The sequence below is a fragment of the Dyella japonica A8 genome (assembly GCF_000725385.1).
Lineage (GTDB): Bacteria > Pseudomonadota > Gammaproteobacteria > Xanthomonadales > Rhodanobacteraceae > Dyella > Dyella japonica_C.
Window position 1 is genome coordinate 4,672,560 of the sequence record NZ_CP008884.1, and the last position, 19,157, is coordinate 4,691,716.

23 protein-coding genes and 1 tRNA gene are annotated in these 19,157 nt (G+C 65.5%); 9 read left to right on the top strand and 15 right to left on the bottom strand.

Features of this window, described 5'->3' with window-relative positions:
* Positions 1–105 precede the first annotated feature (105 nt).
* Both HY57_RS19925 and HY57_RS19930 read left to right on the top strand, forming a co-directional pair.
* Positions 106–351, top strand: a complete 246-nt coding sequence (locus HY57_RS19925) for a hypothetical protein (RefSeq protein WP_019467016.1) — start codon at positions 106–108, stop codon at positions 349–351.
* A gap of 163 nt (positions 352–514) precedes the next feature.
* Positions 515–820: a hypothetical protein gene (locus HY57_RS19930; protein ID WP_019467015.1), complete on the top strand. Its 306-nt coding sequence runs from the start codon at positions 515–517 to the stop codon at positions 818–820.
* Positions 821–939: 119 nt separating this feature from the next.
* Here HY57_RS19930 and HY57_RS19935 read toward each other — a convergent pair whose 3' ends face one another.
* The gene (locus tag HY57_RS19935) at positions 940–1,239 is read right to left on the bottom strand and encodes a hypothetical protein (protein ID WP_019467014.1); all 300 of its coding nucleotides are present in this window, start codon (positions 1,237–1,239) and stop codon (positions 940–942) included.
* Positions 1,240–1,387: 148 nt separating this feature from the next.
* Here HY57_RS19935 and HY57_RS21015 point away from each other — a divergent pair, with 148 nt between their 5' ends.
* The gene (locus tag HY57_RS21015) at positions 1,388–1,921 is read left to right on the top strand and encodes a YybH family protein (protein ID WP_081500734.1); all 534 of its coding nucleotides are present in this window, start codon (positions 1,388–1,390) and stop codon (positions 1,919–1,921) included.
* Positions 1,922–2,013: 92 nt separating this feature from the next.
* Here HY57_RS21015 and HY57_RS19945 read toward each other — a convergent pair whose 3' ends face one another.
* The 6 genes from HY57_RS19945 to HY57_RS19970 form a co-directional block, all read right to left on the bottom strand.
* The gene (locus HY57_RS19945; protein WP_019467012.1) at positions 2,014–2,562 is read right to left on the bottom strand and encodes a DUF922 domain-containing protein; all 549 of its coding nucleotides are present in this window, start codon (positions 2,560–2,562) and stop codon (positions 2,014–2,016) included.
* Positions 2,563–2,736: 174 nt separating this feature from the next.
* Complete coding sequence (locus HY57_RS19950) at positions 2,737–3,081, bottom strand: hypothetical protein (protein ID WP_019467011.1); 345 nt, start codon at positions 3,079–3,081, stop codon at positions 2,737–2,739.
* 345 nt (positions 3,082–3,426) lie between these two features.
* Positions 3,427–3,502 (bottom strand) — tRNA-Thr (locus HY57_RS19955).
* A gap of 48 nt (positions 3,503–3,550) precedes the next feature.
* Positions 3,551–4,273, bottom strand: a complete 723-nt coding sequence (locus tag HY57_RS19960; protein WP_019467010.1) for an SPOR domain-containing protein — start codon at positions 4,271–4,273, stop codon at positions 3,551–3,553.
* A 38-nt stretch (positions 4,274–4,311) separates the two neighbouring features.
* A complete protein-coding gene (locus HY57_RS19965; RefSeq protein ID WP_019467009.1) occupies positions 4,312–5,070 on the bottom strand; it encodes a type III pantothenate kinase in 759 nt (252 codons plus the stop codon).
* Positions 5,067–6,035: a biotin--[acetyl-CoA-carboxylase] ligase gene (locus HY57_RS19970; protein WP_019467008.1), complete on the bottom strand. Its 969-nt coding sequence runs from the start codon at positions 6,033–6,035 to the stop codon at positions 5,067–5,069. The genes HY57_RS19965 and HY57_RS19970 overlap by 4 nt, the downstream gene beginning before the upstream one ends.
* Before the next feature lie 335 nt (positions 6,036–6,370).
* Between HY57_RS19970 and HY57_RS19975 the strand changes: the two genes are divergently transcribed.
* Positions 6,371–6,592: a hypothetical protein gene (locus HY57_RS19975; protein WP_144240860.1), complete on the top strand. Its 222-nt coding sequence runs from the start codon at positions 6,371–6,373 to the stop codon at positions 6,590–6,592.
* 12 nt (positions 6,593–6,604) lie between these two features.
* Positions 6,605–7,372 (top strand): zinc-dependent peptidase, encoded by a 768-nt coding sequence (locus HY57_RS19980; RefSeq protein ID WP_019467006.1) that lies wholly within the window; start codon positions 6,605–6,607, stop codon positions 7,370–7,372.
* Positions 7,373–8,425: 1,053 nt separating this feature from the next.
* Here the strand turns inward: HY57_RS19980 and HY57_RS19985 are convergent.
* From HY57_RS19985 to dusA, 4 genes are all read right to left on the bottom strand, one after another.
* Entirely contained in the window at positions 8,426–9,763 is a 1,338-nt protein-coding gene (locus HY57_RS19985; protein ID WP_019465208.1) for an ATP-binding protein, read from the bottom strand.
* Positions 9,764–9,809: 46 nt separating this feature from the next.
* A complete protein-coding gene (locus HY57_RS19990) occupies positions 9,810–10,502 on the bottom strand; it encodes a response regulator transcription factor (RefSeq protein ID WP_019465209.1) in 693 nt (230 codons plus the stop codon).
* Complete coding sequence (locus HY57_RS19995; RefSeq protein ID WP_019465210.1) at positions 10,502–10,822, bottom strand: PepSY domain-containing protein; 321 nt, start codon at positions 10,820–10,822, stop codon at positions 10,502–10,504. Before HY57_RS19995 ends, HY57_RS19990 begins: the two co-directional genes overlap by 1 nt.
* A gap of 97 nt (positions 10,823–10,919) precedes the next feature.
* Positions 10,920–11,933, bottom strand: a complete 1,014-nt coding sequence (gene dusA / locus HY57_RS20000) for a tRNA dihydrouridine(20/20a) synthase DusA (RefSeq protein WP_019465211.1) — start codon at positions 11,931–11,933, stop codon at positions 10,920–10,922.
* Between the two features lie 269 nt (positions 11,934–12,202).
* Here dusA and HY57_RS20005 point away from each other — a divergent pair, with 269 nt between their 5' ends.
* Positions 12,203–12,979, top strand: a complete 777-nt coding sequence (locus HY57_RS20005; RefSeq protein WP_019465212.1) for a ferredoxin--NADP reductase — start codon at positions 12,203–12,205, stop codon at positions 12,977–12,979.
* Between the two features lie 116 nt (positions 12,980–13,095).
* On the opposite strand, the gene HY57_RS20010 is transcribed toward HY57_RS20005, so the two are convergent.
* Positions 13,096–13,698 carry a short chain dehydrogenase gene (locus HY57_RS20010; RefSeq protein ID WP_019465213.1) on the bottom strand — a complete coding sequence of 201 codons (603 nt, stop codon included), beginning with the start codon at positions 13,696–13,698 and terminating at the stop codon, positions 13,096–13,098.
* Positions 13,699–13,815: 117 nt separating this feature from the next.
* On the opposite strand from HY57_RS20010, the gene HY57_RS20015 reads away from it, so the two are divergent.
* Positions 13,816–14,715, top strand: coding sequence for a LysR family transcriptional regulator (locus HY57_RS20015; RefSeq protein WP_026033914.1), 900 nt, complete (start codon positions 13,816–13,818; stop codon positions 14,713–14,715).
* 205 nt (positions 14,716–14,920) lie between these two features.
* Here HY57_RS20015 and HY57_RS20020 read toward each other — a convergent pair whose 3' ends face one another.
* Positions 14,921–15,556, bottom strand: coding sequence for an RIO1 family regulatory kinase/ATPase (locus tag HY57_RS20020; protein WP_019465215.1), 636 nt, complete (start codon positions 15,554–15,556; stop codon positions 14,921–14,923).
* Between the two features lie 128 nt (positions 15,557–15,684).
* On the opposite strand from HY57_RS20020, the gene HY57_RS20025 reads away from it, so the two are divergent.
* Positions 15,685–16,167: a DUF456 domain-containing protein gene (locus HY57_RS20025; RefSeq protein WP_026033915.1), complete on the top strand. Its 483-nt coding sequence runs from the start codon at positions 15,685–15,687 to the stop codon at positions 16,165–16,167.
* A gap of 89 nt (positions 16,168–16,256) precedes the next feature.
* Positions 16,257–18,023, top strand: coding sequence for a DUF885 domain-containing protein (locus HY57_RS20030; protein WP_019465217.1), 1,767 nt, complete (start codon positions 16,257–16,259; stop codon positions 18,021–18,023).
* Positions 18,024–18,080: 57 nt separating this feature from the next.
* On the opposite strand, the gene HY57_RS20035 is transcribed toward HY57_RS20030, so the two are convergent.
* Together HY57_RS20035 and trhA are read right to left on the bottom strand one after the other, a co-directional pair.
* A complete protein-coding gene (locus HY57_RS20035; protein WP_038581478.1) occupies positions 18,081–18,437 on the bottom strand; it encodes a TfoX/Sxy family protein in 357 nt (118 codons plus the stop codon).
* Between the two features lie 17 nt (positions 18,438–18,454).
* Positions 18,455–19,123: a PAQR family membrane homeostasis protein TrhA gene (gene trhA / locus HY57_RS20040; RefSeq protein ID WP_019465219.1), complete on the bottom strand. Its 669-nt coding sequence runs from the start codon at positions 19,121–19,123 to the stop codon at positions 18,455–18,457.
* Positions 19,124–19,157 lie beyond the last annotated feature (34 nt).

The following is a 19,157-nucleotide window of genomic DNA, read 5'->3' on the forward strand; positions in this document are numbered from 1 at the left end:
CTGCCGCCCCTCCCGTTTTGCGCACACCCTTGCGCCGGGACCGGCACCCTGCGTAGCCTCCGCCGTGCTGCCATCGCTGCTTCAAAACGTCGCCGAGGACCGTTTATGAATGAGCAGATCGAGTGCTTTATCTGTGGCGATGCCGCCGTTGCAGCCAGCCAGAGCCGGGGCGGTTTCAAACCCGTCCATTGCCCCAGCTGCAAGGAATACGAAGTCACCCGAACCGCGATCGAAGTGTGGGGCGCGGACGTTCCCGGCCAGAAGGAACGGGTTGCCGCCGCCCTGCGACAGCAGCTTGAGGAGCAGCAGTGGCAAGGCGTGCGCGTGCCCAAGCTCGTGTCGCCGTTCTAGCCCGCAACCGACAGGTTTGCGCTGAACCCTGTTTTCCGTTCTGCATGGCAAATCGTCGCGAATCCTTCAGGGTTTCCGCGCGGATTCCTCAGGTTTTCGGCGCGGCGCGCGCCTAAACTCAAGCTTCCGGCACAGGCATCCGCAAACATCAGGAGGCCATCCCATGAAGCGCACTATGATTTCCATGGTTGTCGCCCTCGGCATCGCCTGCATCGGGCAGGCCAACGCCGCCGTTGAAACCTACACCGTCGACATGAATGGTTATGTGATCGTGGGGTTCGTCGGGTCGACGCCAGCCGAAGTCGCCCAGGCGCAACGCCTGGCGAGGAACTGGGAGGCTCAGCGTCACCTGATGCTGAAACCCCAGTCGATGAAGGCCGTTGCCATCCGTCAGTCCCCGATCGATGCCCTGACGCAGACCGAACTTCGCAGCGCCATCGTGTCGGCCGCGCTGGCAAAAGGACCATGAGACTTCGTTTCAGGAGAGAAGGGGTGTGAGTGCTTTTCGAGTCGCCTGATCGAGAACTAGCGAACAACGAAAAGCACCCCGCCCCATTTCAATTCCGTCTGAATTCCTTTTCACGGCACTCACTCCCCCGAGAGCGGCAGTCCGCAGTTCATGCATTTCGCGGAAAAGGTGTTCGTGTAGGTGCCCATGAAGAAATACTGCTTGCATCGGGGGCAGATGCTGAAACCAACCATCACCCCGGAAATCAAGATCGCGACCATGTAAACCAACGCCAGCGTCATGTCGATCTTGCCGGAACTGGTCACTTTCGACACTGCGATGCCACAGGGCAGCCAGCCAACGAACAGACCATACGACACCCAACGCCTGATGCGGATACGGCGCAGTCCGGACTCGATGGCACCTTTGCCTTGTTCCATTCCTGATACGTCCCCGTCAAAACAAGAACAGAAGAATGGTTCGGGACACTTCCGAGGAAATGGCCCGCACCTTTAACCACCTCAAGCGCCTGGTCCATCGTGGCATAGAACGAACGCGTTATGGACAAGCCCTCCCAAGGGGTCGCCTATGGTTGAAGTCGCCGGGTACGAACCCGCGACACCCCATAGAACACCTAACGCGGAGGATCCGATGATGCATCGCCAACTGCATATCGCCACAGCCATGTTGCTGTGTGTCTTTGCGCTCCCTAGCCTCGCCGCCGAATCCGGCCCGGATCAGGCGGATGCCTGCTGGCACAAGGCCTTTCTTGCCGGTGACGCGGATGCCACCGTCGCCTGCTACGCCGCCGACGCAGTGCTCTGGCCACCGGGAGGAACGATGGCGACCGGCACCAAGGCCATCCGCGACAGTTACGCGAAGTTCTACGCCGACAACAAGGTGACGAATATCGAGCTCAAGCGCCTGGGTGAGAAGACTGTAGGCACAGATGCTGTCGCGTGGGGCACCTACTCGATCACCTACACACCCAAGGCAGGCGGTGCTGCCAAAACGGAAACCGGGCGCTATAGCGAAGTCACGCGACGCGTAAACGGGCATTGGGTTTACGCCGTGGATCACGCCTCTATGGATCCGGCGCCCACTGCGGGAGCGAAGCCCTAAGCGCGTGTTGCGGACGCGGCATGAGAACTGAGGGGTCAGGCTCACTTTCCAGCCGGAAGTGAACCTGACCCAGTTTCCTCAAGTGAATTTCCTCAGGGGAAATGCGCTCCTTGCGTTCTGCCGTGATCTGTCTTGTCGTCATACATGGCGTCCACCTTGCGATGCGCATCGACAACCTCGGCGACAAGATCAATGACCTGTTTTTTTATAACATCGCAAGTTGGTGCAGGCCCCATGGCTTTCGCTCGCGTCACCAATACCTCTCGAGCATCTTCACCCACTTCAGCATGACCGCGCTCGTGCATCCGCAGTGCGGCAATGTAGCGATCCCAATCATGCGCCAGCATCGGGTTGGGATGCTGCGGGCGAACCCACTGCGGCAGAAACGTATCGACGTTCAACGTTGCGTCAAACTCGTCGAGTACGCATTGGTCTCCATCCATTTTCCAGTGATAGTGATAGTGGATCTCCCAATGTGTCTTGCCGTGCATATGACGGCCATGCACAACGAGCGGACTCTTGTCGTGCAGCTCGTTCTCGATGTCGAACACGGTCCCACCATGCACATCATAGGTGTAGGTGTTGAACGTCACCGGACCAGGTGCATCCGCCGCATACAGGCCAGAGCAAAACACCGCCATCGCCACGAATATCGCTCTATGCAAGACACTCTCCTTTGACTTGCCAGCCATGTACTGGGAGCACAAGGGGGCGTGCTAGTGCTCACGCGCCCCATTGTCCCCGCCTCGTTTGTGGGTCACCCCGGAATGTCGCTGCGCTCCTCCCGGCCATCTGTTACCCGTCGATGTTCGGCGTCAGTATCTGGACACGTGCTTGTCGATGCTGAAGCCGCACGATTTGCAGGGTGGTGCGCGATCGGGGTGCTGCAGCAGGCTCGCCATCGAGTGATAGCGACCATGGCATTGAGGGCATGGCGAGCGCAGGAAAGGCAGCGCGCACGGCAGGAACACGAAGGGCGCCGCCAGGCGCATCACCCAGCGCACGGCATCCGGAAACTCCGTGTAGTAGTTCGCCATGGTCAACAGCCCCAGGGCCGCGACAAAGCCGCCGGCCGCCAGGCCACGTTTGCGCTTCATGCTTTCCAATGCCGCGCGCAGGCGGCGGCGTTCCCGCTGCGGGTCGCTGTTCGTCGTTTCCATTCCCCATCCCCTGGCCAGGCCTCCCTCGAGGCCACGGCGATCATGTCCGCTCTGGACCAACCGCGGACCTGCCCAGCCTGCCGGCGGGCCCTGCCCTGCGCAAGTACCACCGCCGCCACCGCCCCTCACCTCTCTGCACGCTGGAAGTGGTGACCAGGTCGCGATCGACCCGCCTGACCTCCAATGGAGGGAGAAGGATGAGTAGATCCAAACAGCAAAAGCCCGGCTTTTGGCCGGGCTTTTTGTTCTTCGTCGCCTGCAGGCCCAAACCTGAGCCAAGAGGAAAGAGAAGTTGGGCCTGGGCCCGAGTGCCGCACGTAAGTGATGGTGCTGGCCAGAGATTCTTGGTGCCGGCAGCAGGAGTCGAACCCGCGACCTACTGATTACAAATCAGTTGCTCTACCAACTGAGCTATACCGGCGAAGGGTGGCAAGTCTAGCAGGCCGGCGCGGCCCAGCGCCAAAGGGGCTCAGAAGCAGCCGGTGCTGTGGGAGCCGACGCCCTTGACGCGGCTGCGCCAGTCGGCGTGGCCGTTGTCGGCGATGACGACGTCCAGCCAGTACTCGGGCACGGTTTCGGTGCGTTCGGTCATTTGCGCGGGGAAGCCGGCGGCGATGACCTGTTCGCGGCGACGGCGGGCGTTGGCCGGGTCTTTGAACAGGCCCAGCGACACGGTGTTGGGCTGGTCGCCGGAGCTGACCACGAAGTAATCGCCCACGTTGGCGGCGGCGAGGCGGCGGCCGAGTTCCAGCGCCTTGTCGCGGCTGCCGCCGCCGGGCAGGTAGACCCACCAGCCGGTGGTCTGGGTGGTCTGTTCCTGGCGCGAGCGCATGCGCGCGGCCTGATTGGCAAGCGCGACGCGGGCGTTGCGCATGTCCACCTGGGTGGCGAAGGGACCCAGCGCCATGCAGGTGTAGGTGTTCGGCCGCGCAGGTGGCGGCGACGGCGCTGGCGTGGGTGCCTGGGCTACGGGCGCGGCGGCGGCGGTGGATGCCGAGGCCGCGCTGGAGCCCGACGACGTGGGCGCCGGGGCGGAGGAAGGCGGCGCCGGACGTTCGCTCAGCAGGTGCAGTTCGGGTACGCCGGGGTCGGTAGCACTGCGGCCGTGCACGTCGTCCTGGCCCAGCAACAGCCATGCGCCTACCGCGATATTGAGTGCGATCAGCAGGACGAACAACAGGCGCAGGAACATCGGTGATCCGTCAGGCAATCGGCGGGAGAGCAGGCATTCTAGAGAGCCTGTTCGATAGGGGAATGTGCGTCGGACCACACGGACAATCCGCGCAGCACGCTGTCCTGGCTGAGTCGTGATGGCATGGCGATCAACGGCGCCAGCGACTCGGCGTCGCCACCGCCCAGGATAAGTTGCGGCACCCCGCCCAACGGCCCGGCCATGTGCGCCGCGAAGCGCTCGACCAGTGCGGCGGCGGCTTGCCAGCAACCGGAGACGACGGCATCGGGGGTGTTGTCGGCGGCTTCCAGCACCTGACCGGGGCGGTCGACCAGCACGCGCGCCGTCGCACCCAGCAGCGACTGCTGCATGAGTTGCGGGCCGGGTGCGATCAAGCCGCCGAGGTGGCGTCCCTCGGCGTCCAGTGCATCCAGTGTCAGCGCGGTGCCGACGCCGGCCAGCACGCAGGGAGCCAGCCCTTCGGCGCGGGCGGCGACCATGCCGAGGAAACGATCCACGCCCAAGCGACCCGGTTCGGGATAGGCATTGCGCACGCCACAGGCCTCGGCGGGTGTGTGCAGCCAGGTGGTGGCGTGGTTGAAACGGGTGCAGACCACGGCGGCGATCTGCGTTTCGCGCGCGCCATCCACAACGGAGGCGCCGAACACGGCTTCCGGCGTGGGCAGATGGCGCCACGCGTCGTGCAGCGCGAGTACCACATCCTCGTTCCATGCCACGGCGCCCTGCGCATGCCACTGCGCACCGTCGCGCAGGGCCCATTTCAGGCGCGTATTGCCAAGATCGAGCAGCAGCCTCATGCGCGGCGCACCGTGACGTCGGCGCTGTCGATGCGGTGCACACCGTCGTCCGTCGTCAGCAGCAGGGCGCCGCGCTCATCCACGCCGGCGCCGATGCCTTCGAGCACGCTGGTGGCGCCCTGCACGCGCAGCGGCTTGCCGCGCAGCAGATCGTGGCGTGCGTAATCGTCCACGAAGGCGGCGAAGCCTTCGCGTTCAAACTGATCCAGGCCTTCCGCCAGCGCGGCGACCAGGGCAGCGGCGACGCGGTTGCGGTCCGGCGCCTCGCCCGCCAGCGTGGTCAGGTCGTTCACTGGCTGGCCCGCCTGCTCGTGCAGGGCTTCGGTGAGCCGCACGTTGAGGCCCACGCCGATGACCGCCGCGCACGGTCCCTGATATTCCCCGCCCAACTCGACGAGGATGCCGGCGAGCTTGCCGTCCGCACTCAGCACGTCGTTGGGCCACTTCAGGCCCGCACCCTCGATGCCCAGCGTGGACAGCGTGCGCATCACCATCACGCCCACCGCCAGCGACAGGCCGGAGAGCGCACCAAAACCCGCGTCGAAACGCTTGAGGCACGACAAGTAGACATTGAGGCCCGGCGGCGACAGCCAGCGGCGGCCGCGACGGCCGCGCCCGGCGGTCTGGGTTTCCGCCAGCACCATGCTCAGGTCGGGCAGATCGGCCTGGCGGCGCTGGATCTCACTGGAGGTTGAGTCGATTTCCCAGTGCAGTTCCAGCGTGCCGAGGCGCGAGCGCACGCCTGCGGGGAGTACCGCGCGCAGGGCCGCGTCATCCAGCAGTTGCACCGGCCAGGGCAGGCAATAACCGGCCGTGCCACGCGACTCCACCGGCATGCCGCGGGCCCGCAGGGCTTCGATCTGCTTCCAGATGGCGGCGCGGGTCACCCCCGCACGCTCGGCCAGCTGGGCGCCCGACACCATGCCGCCATCCGCCAGCGCCACCAGCAGCTCCTGCGCCTGCATTACGCGACGTCCCGGAGCGCCGGGCCGCGACGGCGGCGCCCGCTGGAAATGGGAAACAGTGAGATAGAACGTGGCATCCGCCGATTCTAGCCTGCCGGCGTGGCGCCCCACAGGGTGGCGCGGGCGGGAAGTCGCATGACTTCTGGGACTCGCCCCAGCGTCATACGGCTGGAACAGGGCACTGGTATCGCCCCCCTTTTTCTGCCAGCATCGGGATCTTGGATTGCGGATCAAGGGGTTGAGCCGCCATGGGCGTCGGGAAGATCTTGCTTGGCTGTGTTCTGTGCGTCGGCAGCGTGGGTGCTGCATCGGCCATGGACGCGGACAGCCAGGATATGAGCTCGATGCAGCGCACGGTGGAAGGCAGCTCCAGCCACGACGGCGCGGGCAGCGGCGGCGATGCACTGGGCCTGTCGCGCGAAGCGAACACGGCGCCCTCCTCGTCCTCGTCGTCTTCCAACGACAACTGCCCCACCACGACGCCGGCTCGCGCACCGCGCAGCAGCCGCCAGAACCGCATCGGCTGGCAATCGCTGCTGCCGGGTTCCATCCAGTAACGTCCACAGCCCGTGTCCGCTGCCTGGTGGCGGCGCCTCCGCGCCTACCTGACACCACCTCCGCTTGCCGACGAACCTTGGCGCAGGGCGCTGGACGCCTGCCCGCTCGCGCAACGCCTGGACCATCACCGGCAACGTGAACTGCGCCGGCTGTCCGGCGTGTTCCTCGCACGCAAACGCTTCCATGCCCTGGCCGACGCCGCGCTCACCGACGACTTGTGCACCCTGATCGCCATGCAGGCCTGCCTGCCCGTGCTGAAGCAAGGCCCCAGCGCCCTGCGCGGTTGGCGCGACATCCTGGTGTATCCCGGCGAATTCAAAGTGAAGCGCAGCCACCACGACGACCGCAGCGGCGTGGTGACCGAAGGCGACGACGTGCTGATCGGCGAAGCCTGGGAGCATGGCCCGCTGGTGCTGTCGCTTGCCGATGTGCAGCTTGACCTTGCGCAGCCGTGGGATGGCTTCAACGTGGTCATTCACGAAATCGCCCACAAACTCGACATGCTCGACGGCCCGCCTGATGGCGTGCCGCCACTGCCGCCGCACATACCGCGCCGGCAGTGGATCGTGGCGTTCCAGCGCGCGTTTGATTTGCTTTCCAACGACGTGGCGCGTGGTCGCGATACGTTGATCGATCCGTATGCGTCGGAAAGTCCCGATGAATTCTTTGCCGTGGTGAGCGAGCTGCACTGGTCGCAGCCTGGCGTGCTGCGTCGGGCGGATGCGGCGGTGGCGGAGTTGTTGCAGGCGTATTATGGGGTTTCGCCGGCAGAGGGGTGATGTGGCTTGGTGGATGTTTAGACGGCCAAATACTTACCTTGGATAGATTACCCCACCCCAGCCTCGCTCCTGATGTGAAGAGAAAAGTGGCGTGCACTGAACGTCCCCGGTAGCACAGAAGGAAGCGTAGCCACGCTCCGCTTTAAGTCCTCTAGGCCAGGGTGTGTTGCGATATAGCCACGCCGTTCAATAGAGCGATCGTGACGATCCGGATGCCTCACCTTTCAAGGCTTGTATCCAGCACAACTGCCAGCTCTTGAGGCCATTTTCTTTGGGTTACTTTCGACGCGAAGCTAGTCCCCGTGGGATCTTTGACTCCGGGCATCCTGCCCTACGCCCTTCGGGCCGGCTTCGCCGTTCGCATGCGCTCCTGCGCATGCGTGGGCCAGCAAAAGAAAAGTGACTCGGCCTTCCCACGGGACTAGCTTCGCGTCATCGGCAGAAGGTCGAAACGCCCGCTGCGTCCCACAGGGACTAGCTTTGCGTCGTAAGCGGCCAGATCGCGGGATCACGGCAACCACAGGCCAAAATCTAAAGAGCAAAGTCACTGGATGACCAGCCCTTCGGCTGTTGAAAAGCGCCTCCTGCCTTCGCAGGGATGACGGCTCTTATGACGTCATGAGGCTAGCTCGTTAAAATCGCTCTGCAGGTGTTCTACGCGTTTCGCGACGACTAACCGCTGCTGCTACTGGATCCCGGCCCACGCCGGGATGACGGCTCGTATGACGCCGCGAGGCTAGCTCGTTGAAATCGCTCTACTGGTGATCTACGCGTTTCGCGACGACTAGCCGCTGCTGATGCTGGATCCCGGCCTGCGACGCGAAGCTAGTCCCTGTGGGGCGCCGGGATGACGGCTCTTATGAAGCGGCGGGGCGAACACCAGCCACTCCCCCAACACTCCCGCAAAGCCGCAGCCAACCATGGCGGCTTCCCGCGTGCCTCGAGGGTAGATGGAGTAGAGCTGGAGCGCTTTGAAGCTGCTGTCGCGCCCCTTCCAGGCGCGCGCCAGAAGACGCCCCAAGCAAAAAAGCGCAGCGGCAACACCGCCAACCATCAACCCGGCGGCAACTTCACACTAAACCGCGCCCCATTGAACTCCGGCGACCGGTCCACCACCAGCTCGCCGCCGTACGCGCGAATGATGTCCTGCACGATCGACAAGCCGATGCCGTGCCCCTGCACGCGCTCATCGCCACGCACGCCACGCTGCAGCACGCTCTCGATCTTGTCCTCGTCGATGCCCGGGCCGTCGTCCTCCACGCTCAACCACAAGCCTGGACGCTGCCGGCCGGCCACGGGACGCATCTTCACCACCAGCAACACCTGATGGCGCGCCCACTTGAACGCGTTCTCCAGCAGATTGCCCATCAGCTCGAGCAAATCGCCCTGCTCGCCATAGAACGCGGCGTTGTCGTCGATGTCGAACTCACACAGCACGTTCTTGGCGGCGTAGACCTTCTCCAGGCTCTGCACCAGATCTTCCGCGTGCCCCGCGATGGGAATGGCGGTAGTGGCAAACGTCTGCCGGCCGGAGGTGGCCGCGCGTGCGAGCTGGTAGGCCACCAGCTCGTCCATCTTGCGCACCTGCTCCAGCACCGGCTCGCGCACGCCCGACCCCGCGCCTGTGCTTTCCAGGCTGGAGCGGATCACTGCCAGCGGCGTCTTCAGGCTGTGCGCGAGATCGGCCAGCGTATTGCGCGTACGCACGCGCTGCTCGCGCTCGCTGGCGATAAAGGCGTTGATGCGTTCGGTGAGGCCGGTGAGTTCCTGCGGGTACTGGTCACCCAGGTGTTCGCGCTCGCCGCGCTCCACGCGCGACATTTCGTTGGCCACCTTGCGCAGTGGCGTCAGGCTCCAGCGCAGCAACAAGAGCTGCAGCAGGATGAGCATCACGCCCAGCGAGGCGAGCCAGAACACCACGCTGCGCCGGGCCACGGCGTTGCTGCCTTCCAGCTGGTCCTCGGTCTGCGCCACCATGAAGGTGAGGTGCACCGATTTCCTTTCGGACGTGTCCAGCGCCACGCCATAGACGTAGTAATAGAGGCGCCCCATGCGCGTGTCGATGGGGCCGACGAATTGCCCCACGCCGGGCTGCAGCGGGCGCATGAAATCGAAGTCGCGCAGCATGGCCGAGGGCGACTGCCACTTGAAGCCGCCATCACCGATGACCATGGCGTACAGGCCCGAGCCCGGCCGCAGGAAACTCGGGTCAGGCTGCGTATCGGGCATCAGCACCTTGCCGGCGCGACCAACTTCGGTCCCGGCGATATAGGCCACGACGAAATTCTGCAGACGATCCTGCAGTTCCTTGCGCGAACTGTCGGCCTGCGTGCGCATGATCGTAAGACCGACCACGCCGAGGAACGCGGCCAGCACGAAGCCCGTCGCCAATGCCGCGCGCGCCGCCAGTGAAAACGGGCGGCGCGGCGGGGACGGATCACTCGTCTTCGGCTTCGCTGCGAGGGATGGCAAAGCGGTATCCGCGTCCACGTACCGTCTCGATGGGCTTGAGGTTGCCTTCCGGGTCGAGCTTCCTGCGCAGGCGACCGATGAAGACCTCCAGCACGTTGGAATCGCGATCGAAATCCTGCTGGTAGATGTGCTCGGTGAGGTCGGCCTTGGAGACCAGTTCGCCGGCATGCAGCATCAGGTATTCGAGCACCTTGTATTCGTAGCTGGTCAGGTCGACCGGCTTGCCTTCCACGGTCACCGTCTGCGCAGTGGTGTCCAGCTTGATCGGGCCACAGGCCAGCACCGGCTTGGACCACCCGCTGGCACGGCGCACCAGCGCATTGATGCGTGCCAGCAGCTCTTCGACGTGGAACGGCTTGACGAGGTAGTCGTCGGCGCCGTGCTTGAGGCCTTCCACCTTGTCCTGCCAGCCGCCGCGGGCGGTGAGGATCAGGATGGGATAGCGCTGGCCGGCCTCGCGTAGCGACTTGATCAGGTCCATGCCCGACATCTTGGGCAGGCCAAGGTCGATGATGGCCAGATCGAAAGGTACTTCGCGCCCGAGGTACATGCCTTCTTCGCCGTCCTGGGCCGCATCGACGGCAAAACCATCGCGCTTCAGGCGTGCGGCGAGGGTCTCGCGCAGCGGAGCCTCGTCCTCAACCAAAAGAATGCGCATCAGTGTTTCTCCTTGTTGCTTCCACCGTCACTGGACGGGTTCTTGGTCGAATCGTCGGAAGCCGGCGCCTTGCTGGCCTCCGTGGTTACGGTCACCACGCGTACGTGCCCGGTGGGCGTGAGCACCTTGACGCGATGTTCGAACGAACTGCGGCCCCGACGCACGGTGCTGGCGGACAACACCTTGCCGCCGGTTTCGTGCTGTACCTGGGCGACGGCCTGCTCCAGCGACATGGCCGGCTCGCTGGACTGCGCCGCCCAGGCGCTGGCGCCTGCCGAGCAGGCCAGCAGCCAGACGAGGGGGCGCAGGATTGTTTTCATTTCGTTAAACAAACCCGGGGTACCTGCGGGGGGCGACATCCATCGTCGTTCAGACTATGGACTCGGAGCTGAATATTGACCGGATTAAGCTGAACGGTCACGCGGCAACCCGGGATGGCGTCATGGCCTGTTCGATCAGGCCCCAGCCGGCCCCTGGCAGGTGCGCACCTTCACTCAGCTGGCGGCGGAACCCGCGGGCCCCCGGCTCGCCCTGGTACAAGCCCAGCAGGTGACGGCTGATGTGCTTCAGCGCCGTGCCCCGGGCCAGCTCGGCCTCGATGTAGGGGCGCATGTGCAGGAGCACGTCGTCGCGGCCAGGCAGGGGCTCGCCATAGAGCGCCGCTTCCACCCGGGCCAGGACGTAGGGGTCGTGGTAGGCCGCTCGGCCCAGCATCACGCCGTCTACCTGGGCCAGGTGGGCCTGCACCTGCTCGACCGTGGTGATGCCGCCGTTGATCACCACCACGAGTTCTGGAAACTCGCGCTTCAGGCGATACACACGCTCGTAGTCCAGCGGCGGGATCTCGCGGTTTTCCTTGGGGCTCAGGCCCTGCAGCCACGCCTTGCGGGCGTGCACCACCAGCACCTCGACACCGGCCGCGAGCATGGTTTCGGTGAAGTGCTGCAGGTCGGCGTAGTCGTCCTGGTCGTCCACGCCGATGCGGCACTTCACCGTCACCGGCACGTCCACCGCGTCGCGCATGGCCTTCACGCAATCGCCTACCAGTGCGGGCTCGCGCATCAGGCAGGCGCCGAAGCGGCCGGACTGCACGCGGTCCGAAGGGCAGCCCACGTTGAGGTTGATCTCGTCGTAGCCGGCGTCCGCGCCGTAACGCGCGGCAATGGCCAGTTCCTGCGGCTCGCTCCCGCCCAGCTGCAAGGCCACCGGGTGTTCCTGCTGGCTGTGTTCCAGCAGGCGCAGCTGCTTGCCGCGCACCAGCGCGGCGCTGGTCACCATCTCGGTGTACAGGCGCGCATGCGGCGACAGCAGCCGATGGAAATACCGGCAATGACGGTCCGTCCAGTCCATCATGGGCGCGACGGTGAGGCGCCAGTCGTCGTTCTGGATCGGCTGCCGCGGGGCGTGGGAGGGGGCTGACATGGGCGCCATTGTAACGGCTGGCCTGCCATGCCGTTTTTCCGGGCTGGATGCTGCCCTTTTCGCGGCAGGATGACGCAGCAGCCTGCCTGGGCCGGCGCAAGGGGGCTTCCATGCATGAATGGCCGGCCCGCCGATGGCATAATGAAGGGGCTCGCTGCACCCCCAAGGCAGCACTCGTCAGGCGCAGCGGATTCCGCCATCCCCACACGAGTCCGGTACCGGCACCACCGGTCCCCTGCCCGCAGCATCCCCAGATTCCCTCAGGACGGTAACCGGCAATGGTGGCATTGGCGACGGAGCACGTGATCGACGTGCACCACTGGAACGACAGTCTCTTCAGCTTCCGCACCACGCGTGATCCGGGCTTCCGTTTCGACAGCGGGCAGTTCGTGATGATCGGCCTGGAAGTGGATGGCCGCCCGCTGATGCGTGCGTATTCGATCGCCAGCGCGAACTACGAAGAACACCTGGAGTTCTTCAGCATCAAGGTAGCCAACGGCCCGCTCACCTCGCGCCTGCAGCACCTCAAGCCCGGCGACCCGCTGATCGTCAGCCGCAAGCCCACCGGCACCCTGGTGCTCAACGACCTCAAGCCCGGCAAGCACCTGTACCTGCTCGGCACGGGCACGGGGCTGGCGCCGTTCATGAGCCTGGTGCGCGACCCGGAGACCTACGAGCGCTACGAGAAAATCGTGATCGCGCACGGCGTGCGCAACGTCAACGACCTGGCGTACCAGGACTACCTGGAGAGCGAGCTGCCGCAGCACGAATACCTGGGCGAACTGGTGCGCGAGAAGCTCATCTACTACCCCACGGTGACGCGCGAGGCGTTTCGCAACCAGGGCCGCATCACCGACAACATCGTCGATGGCGCGATGAGCAAGGCCATCGGCCTGCCGCCGCTGGACCCGGCGACGGATCGCGTGATGCTGTGCGGCAGCCCCTCGATGCTGGACGACACCTGCGCCTTGCTCGACACGCGCGGTTTCCAGGTGTCGCCGCGTACGCGCGAACCGGGCGATTACGTGATCGAACGGGCGTTCGTCGAGAAGTAAGCAGCAGAGCATTTTGTGGGAGCGCACCCTGTGCGCGACGGGCCTGGCGTCGAGGTACGACGTAACGCCGCTGTCGCGCACAGGGTGCGCTCCCACAGTTCCTTGCAGCGCTGGAATTACTGCCAGATGGTGTACGTGCGCCCCGTGCACACACCTTCCACGCTGCGCCGGTACACCTGCCCCACGCGCTCGCCGGGCACGGCTTCAAAGCCCGGGAAATACGGGCCAAAGGCATCGAGTGCCTCGGTAAGCAAGGTGGCGCTCACCGCATTGATGCGCAGGCCGCGCGGCAGTTCCGTGGCCGCGGAGCGCACGAAGCCTTCGATGGCCGCGTTCACCGTGGTGGCATTGGTGCCTTGCCGGATCGGCTCCATCGCCGTGATGCCGCTGGTGAGCGTGAACGAACCACCGTCGCGGACATGGGGAATGCCCGCCATCACGGCATTCACCTGCCCCATCAACTTGTCCATGAGGCCGGACAGGAACTGCTCCGGCGTGGTGCTGACCAGGTCGCCGAAATGCACATGGCCCGCCGCGGTGACCACGGCGTCGACCTGCCCCACCTCGCGATACATCCGCTCGACGCTCGCCATATCGGTCAGGTCGACCTGCACGTCGCCGGAGTGCCGGCTGGCGCGGATGAGTTCGTGGTGGGGCGCCAGCGCCCCGGCAACCGCCTGGCCGACGGTGCCGCTGGCGCCGATGAGCAGAATTCGCATGGATGGAACCTCGAAGGTGGCGGCCCGGCATGGGCCGACTCGTCCCAGTCTCCACTACGCCCGCGCCCCGATAAACGTGCCATCATTCGACCCATTCCGAACCGAAGGTTTCGAATCGTGGATACGCTGGCGAGCATGGCGATGTTCGTGCGGGTGGTGGACACCGGCAGCTTTGCCGCCGCCGCCGAGGCGAGTGGCGTCTCCCCCACCATGGCCGGCAAGCACATCCGCGCCATTGAAGAACGGCTGGGCGCCCGGCTGCTCCACCGCACCACGCGCCGCCAGCAGCTCACCGAGGTTGGCAAGCTTTACTACGAGCGCTGCAAGCTGGTGCTGGCCGACGTGGAACTGGCCGAGCGCAGCGCGCATGAACTACAGGCCACGCCGCGAGGACGGCTTCGCATCACCGCCCCCATGAGCTTCGGCAGCCGGCGGCTGACGCCGGCCATCACCGAATACCTGCAACGCTACCCGGACGTGAGCGTCGAGCTGTCGCTGGACAACCGCGTGTATGACCTGGTCAGCGAAGGGTATGAGCTGGGCATCCGCATCGGCGCGGTGGACGACCCGCAACTGGTCGCGCGGCCGCTGCAGCCCTATCGCATGCTGCTGGCGGCATCGCCCCAGTACCTGGCGCGGCATGGCACGCCCTCGCGCCCGGAGGAGCTCTCGAAGCACATCTGCCTTGGCCTGACCAACTGGCGGCGTCGCGACCAGTGGCGGCTACTCGGCCCCAACGGCGAGGAATGCGATGTGCCGGTGCAGGGGCGTCTTTCCGTGGATCACGGTGACGCCTTGCGCGTGGCGGCGCTGCACGGCGCCGGCATCGTGCTCCAGCCGGAGGTGCTGCTGGCGGAGGATCTGGCCGAAGGAAGGCTGATGGCCGTGCTGCCACCATGGGCGCCGCCGTCCACGCCGATGCATTTGCTCTATGCGCAGGATCGCCGGCCCACGGCGAAGTTGCGCAGCATGATCGAGTTCCTGCTCGAACGCTTCGGCGCCGACGCTCCTCTGTAGGAGCGCACTTGTGTGCTACCGCGGCATCACAGTCGCAATGCTTCGTCGGCTTGTCGCGCACTAGTGCGCTCCTACAAAAAAGTGCGGGCGCGGAATCCCCTTTTGTGGGAGCGCACCCTGTGCGCGACTGCCTCACCGTGTCGGTTCTGCTTCGTAGGCTTGTCGCGCACAGGGTGCGCTCCCACAGGGGAGGAGTAACGAGGGCTCAGTCGCGGATACGCCCCTGCCCTTCGTTGTCCCAGTAGCCGAACACGCGGCGCGCGATCAGCTTGTAGAGGCGCTTGCCAGTGGCACGCCACAGCCGCGAATGCGGCGCGGGTGTATTGAGGATGTCCCGCTGCCGTGCGCTCAGCGCTTCCGGGCAATACGTGCGCTTGTGCTTGAGCAGGTGGCGCAGGTCTTCGCGTGCCAGCAGACGGAACAAGGCGCCGCGCTTGCCGCGCGTCCAGGCGATCTGGAAATCCACCAGCGCCGGCCGGCCATCGGCGCGCACCAGCCAGTTCGGCTCCTTGGCCAGATCGTTGTGCACGATGCCGCGGCGATGCAGGCGTGCCAGCAGGCGCAAGGCCTCGCGGTAATACGCGCGGTCGCGCGGCTGGGCCTGCTGCATGGGCGCGCCGGCGATATAGCTGCGCAAAAGCTCGCGCCCGTCCCAGCGCAACAGCGCGGGCACGCCGTCGATACCATCGAGCCTGGCCAGCGCCCGCGCCTCGCGCGCTGCGGCGCGCCGCGCAAAGGCGCGCGCCCACCAGCGGGCCGCCACGATGTCGCGGCGGATCACGCGCACGCCATCGCGCTCGGTTATTTCGATGCGGCCGAGTTCATCGGCCTTCAGGAGCATGTCGCCAGAGGTATCCACGGGAACGTCAGCCAGGGGTTCGCACCGCCATTGTCGCCGATGCGGGCGCTGCACGGCGCATGGCCATGCCGATATGCTGCACCGTCGGACCACGAGGACAGCCACTGATGCTGGAGATTGCGCTTTACGTGCTGGCCGCCCTGCTGATCATCGGCGGCATTGCCGGCAACATCCTGCCCGCGCTGCCGGGCATCCCGATGATCTTCGGCGGCATCTGGCTGGTGGCAGCGTTGGACCAGTACCGGCACCTCGGCGTGTGGTGGCTGGTGATCATCGGCGCACTGGGCACCATCGGCGTGCTGATGGACTTCGTGTCCGCCTCGCTGGGCGCCAAACGGGTCGGGGCCAGCAAGCTGGCCATGTCGGGCGCGGGCCTGGGCACGGTGGTGGGCATGTTCTTCGGCCTGGCCGGCCTCATCATCGGGCCGTTCGCGGGCGCCCTGCTGGGTGAACTGGCCTCGGGCACCAGCGTGCTGCGCTCGGCCCACGTGGGCGTGGCCACCTGGCTGGGCCTGTTGTTCGGCACCCTGGTCAAGCTGGTGATCTCCTTCGTGATGGTCGGCCTGTTCGGTTTTGCCATGCTGTTTGGCTAAGGGGCCTCCCCACCGGCGCGACCTTCGGCACATGGCTGGCCGCCACCGCGCCCTATAGGCTCGGGGCACTTCATCTTCGGGGAGCCCTCATGTCCAAACGTCTTGCCCTGGCGCTGGCGGTATCGCTGGCCGCCATCGGTTCCGCCCATGCGGATACCAAGTCGCCCACCTGGATCGATCGCAGCAACGACGACGCGAAGGTGCTGCTCGATGTGATGGCGAAGTTCAGTCCCGAATTCGCCTCGCAGATCGGCGTTCCCGGATACGACGACAAGGTCGCCGACCTCAAGCCCGATGTCGACGCGCGTTCGCGCGCCGCGCTGGTCGATGCGAAGGCGAAGCTCGAAAACATGCTGGCCGGCGAGAAGGACGCCAACGTCCGCCAGGATCTGCAGATCATGATCAAGGCCGCGGACCAGCAGATCGAAGGCATCGACCTCACCCACAAGTACATGCTGCCGTACCAGGACGTGGGCCAGCTGATCTTCCAGGGCGAGTTCGCGCTGCTGAAGGACGACGTGGACGCCAAGCGCCGCCCGTCAGCGGTGAAGCGCCTGGCCTGCTATGTCGGCAAAGCGCCTGGCTGCACGCCGATCACCGATCTGGCCAAGGCGCAGACCCAGGCACGCATCGGCGAGAAGGACCTGATCGGCCCGTACAAGAACGAAGTGGAGCAGAAGCTCAGCAACACGCAGCGTTATGCGCAGGGCATCCGCCAGCTGTTCGCTAAGTACAAGCTGGACGATGCCGAGGGCAAGGCCGCGCTCGACGCGCTGGACAGCCAGCTCAAGGACTACGACGGCTGGGTGCGCTCCACCATCGTGCCGCGCGCGCGTGCGGACTTCCGCCTGCCGGAGCCGCTGTATGCGTACAACCTCAAGCAGGTCGGCATCGATATTCCGCCGGAGCAGCTGATCAAGGAAGCCCAGTTCGAGTTCACCGAGCTGCGTTCGATGATGCAGATGATCGCGCCGGTGGTGGCGAAGGATGAAAACATCCAGGCCACCGATTACCGCGACGTGCTCAAGGCGCTGAAGAAGCAGCAGCTGGGCAAGGATGACGTGGTGCCCTGGTACCACGAGATCATCGGCCATATCGAAGACATCATCCGCCGCGAGCACATCATCACCCTGCCCCAGCGCAAGATGCAGATGCGCCTGGCCTCGGAAGCGGAAACCGCCGCCGTACCGGCACCGCACATGGACCCGCCCCCGTTCATCAACAACCACGGCGAGCAGGGCACCTTCGTGCTCACCATGGGCAACCCCAGCGGCGGCAAGTCCGATTCGTATGACGACTTCACGTATAAGGCCGCCGCGTGGACGCTGACCGCGCACGAAGGCCGCCCCGGCCATGAGCTGCAGTTCGCGGCGATGGTGGAGCGCGGCGTGTCGCTGGCGCGCAGCCTGTTCGCCTTCAACAGCGTGAACGTGGAAGGCTGGGCGCTGTACGCCGAGTCGGAAATGCTGCCGTACGAACCGCCGGCCGGCCAGTTCATCGCCCTGCAGGCCCGCCTGCAGCGTGCCGCGCGCGCCTACCTCGATCCGATGCTCAACCTGGGCCTGATCACCAAGGAGCGGGCACACGACGTGCTGCGCAACGACGTGGGCCTGTCCGAAGCCATGACCCAGCAGGAACTGGACCGCTACACCTTCAACAGCCCCGGCCAGGCCACTGCGTATTTCTACGGATACATGCGCCTGCAGCAGACGCGACTGAACGCCGAGCTGGCGCTGGGCAAGGACTTCAACCGCCAGGCCTTCAACGACTTTGTGATCGGCCAGGGCCTGTTGCCGCCGGAACAGCTGGCCGAAGCGGTGCGCACGCAGTTCATTCCGTCGCAGAAGAAGAAGTAGCGGGTACCTCGACTGGCTCGTCATCCCAGCGAAAGCTGGAATGACGACATACTCAGGCTATTCGGAACGGGGCCGCGCTTTCGGGCGCGGCCTCTTTTTTTGCGGGGCGGGTACATTGCCACTGCGTTCCAGCCATTCCGCAAAGCGGGCGGTATCGCGACGAAGCGCGGGCGGCACGAGGATGTAGTCGCGGCTGGGCGGTTCGTCCGGGCGATGACGGAATCGCGCGGCGCCCGGCTCCGCCAGCAGGGCGGGCTGGTCCGCCTCGGCCAGGCGCAGCGCCAGCCCGTGCGAACCCAGCCATGCGCACGGCTTCTCGCCGAACCAGGCCATCAGGCCGCCGAACATGGCCTTGAACCGAAGGTCGTGTGGCCGCCCCAGATGTGTGGCGGCGTCCTCCAGCTCACTGCGCATGGCCTGGATGTCCGGTTTCACGCCGGCGCGTCGGGCAACACGTAGAACAGCACGGCCAGGTAGTGCAGCACGCTGCCCGCCAGCACGAAGAAGTGCCACACCGCATGGTGGTACGGCAGCTTGCGCCACAGATAGAACGGCACGCCCAGCGTGTAGGCCACCCCGCCTGCCAGCAGCAGCACCATGCCGCCGGTCTGCAGGTGTGCGAGCAGGGGCTTGAAGGCGATCACTCCCACCCAGCCCATGCCCACGTACATCAGCACGGCGAGCTTGCGGTACTTCTTCAGCAGGCCGAGCTCGAGCGCGCTGCCCATCACGGCCAGCGCCCACACCGTACCGAACAGGCTCCAGCCCCAGGCACCCGGCAAGGCAATCAGGGTGAAGGGCGTATAGGTGCCCGCGATCAACAGGAAGATGGCGATGTGGTCCAGCGTGCGCAGCACGCGCTTGGCCATCACGCCGGGAATGGAGTGGTACAGCGTGGAAGCCGTGTAACAGAGGATCAGCGTGGAACCGAACACCGCGCTCGCCACCACGGCGCGCGCGTCGCCGTAGAGCGCCGCGAACGCCACCAGCGTGGCGAGGCCGGCAATGCTCAGCAGGATGCCGATGCCGTGGATGACGCTGCTGGCGAGCTCGTCGCCGAAGGCATAGCGGGGGAGCGCCGTGCCGGAGGTGGCAGACATGGGGAAAGTCCTTGGACGGAACGTACCGAAGGGT

What these genes read in the sequence shown, in the direction of transcription:
- HY57_RS19925 (WP_019467016.1), top strand. Translation starts at nt 106, where the DNA reads ATGAATGAGCAGATCGAGTGCTTTATCTGTGGCGATGCCGCCGTTGCA.
- HY57_RS19930 (WP_019467015.1), top strand. Translation starts at nt 515, where the DNA reads ATGAAGCGCACTATGATTTCCATGGTTGTCGCCCTCGGCATCGCCTGC.
- HY57_RS19935 (WP_019467014.1), bottom strand. Translation starts at nt 1,239, where the DNA reads ATGGAACAAGGCAAAGGTGCCATCGAGTCCGGACTGCGCCGTATCCGC.
- HY57_RS21015 (WP_081500734.1), top strand. Translation starts at nt 1,388, where the DNA reads ATGGTTGAAGTCGCCGGGTACGAACCCGCGACACCCCATAGAACACCT.
- HY57_RS19945 (WP_019467012.1), bottom strand. Translation starts at nt 2,562, where the DNA reads ATGGCGGTGTTTTGCTCTGGCCTGTATGCGGCGGATGCACCTGGTCCG.
- HY57_RS19950 (WP_019467011.1), bottom strand. Translation starts at nt 3,081, where the DNA reads ATGGAAACGACGAACAGCGACCCGCAGCGGGAACGCCGCCGCCTGCGC.
- HY57_RS19960 (WP_019467010.1), bottom strand. Translation starts at nt 4,273, where the DNA reads ATGTTCCTGCGCCTGTTGTTCGTCCTGCTGATCGCACTCAATATCGCG.
- HY57_RS19965 (WP_019467009.1), bottom strand. Translation starts at nt 5,070, where the DNA reads ATGAGGCTGCTGCTCGATCTTGGCAATACGCGCCTGAAATGGGCCCTG.
- HY57_RS19970 (WP_019467008.1), bottom strand. Translation starts at nt 6,035, where the DNA reads ATGCAGGCGCAGGAGCTGCTGGTGGCGCTGGCGGATGGCGGCATGGTG.
- HY57_RS19975 (WP_144240860.1), top strand. Translation starts at nt 6,371, where the DNA reads ATGAGCTCGATGCAGCGCACGGTGGAAGGCAGCTCCAGCCACGACGGC.
- HY57_RS19990 (WP_019465209.1), bottom strand. Translation starts at nt 10,502, where the DNA reads ATGCGCATTCTTTTGGTTGAGGACGAGGCTCCGCTGCGCGAGACCCTC.
- HY57_RS19995 (WP_019465210.1), bottom strand. Translation starts at nt 10,822, where the DNA reads ATGAAAACAATCCTGCGCCCCCTCGTCTGGCTGCTGGCCTGCTCGGCA.
- dusA (WP_019465211.1), bottom strand. Translation starts at nt 11,933, where the DNA reads ATGGCGCCCATGTCAGCCCCCTCCCACGCCCCGCGGCAGCCGATCCAG.
- HY57_RS20005 (WP_019465212.1), top strand. Translation starts at nt 12,203, where the DNA reads ATGGTGGCATTGGCGACGGAGCACGTGATCGACGTGCACCACTGGAAC.
- HY57_RS20010 (WP_019465213.1), bottom strand. Translation starts at nt 13,698, where the DNA reads ATGCGAATTCTGCTCATCGGCGCCAGCGGCACCGTCGGCCAGGCGGTT.
- HY57_RS20020 (WP_019465215.1), bottom strand. Translation starts at nt 15,556, where the DNA reads ATGCTCCTGAAGGCCGATGAACTCGGCCGCATCGAAATAACCGAGCGC.
- HY57_RS20030 (WP_019465217.1), top strand. Translation starts at nt 16,257, where the DNA reads ATGTCCAAACGTCTTGCCCTGGCGCTGGCGGTATCGCTGGCCGCCATC.
- HY57_RS20035 (WP_038581478.1), bottom strand. Translation starts at nt 18,437, where the DNA reads ATGCGCAGTGAGCTGGAGGACGCCGCCACACATCTGGGGCGGCCACAC.
- trhA (WP_019465219.1), bottom strand. Translation starts at nt 19,123, where the DNA reads ATGTCTGCCACCTCCGGCACGGCGCTCCCCCGCTATGCCTTCGGCGAC.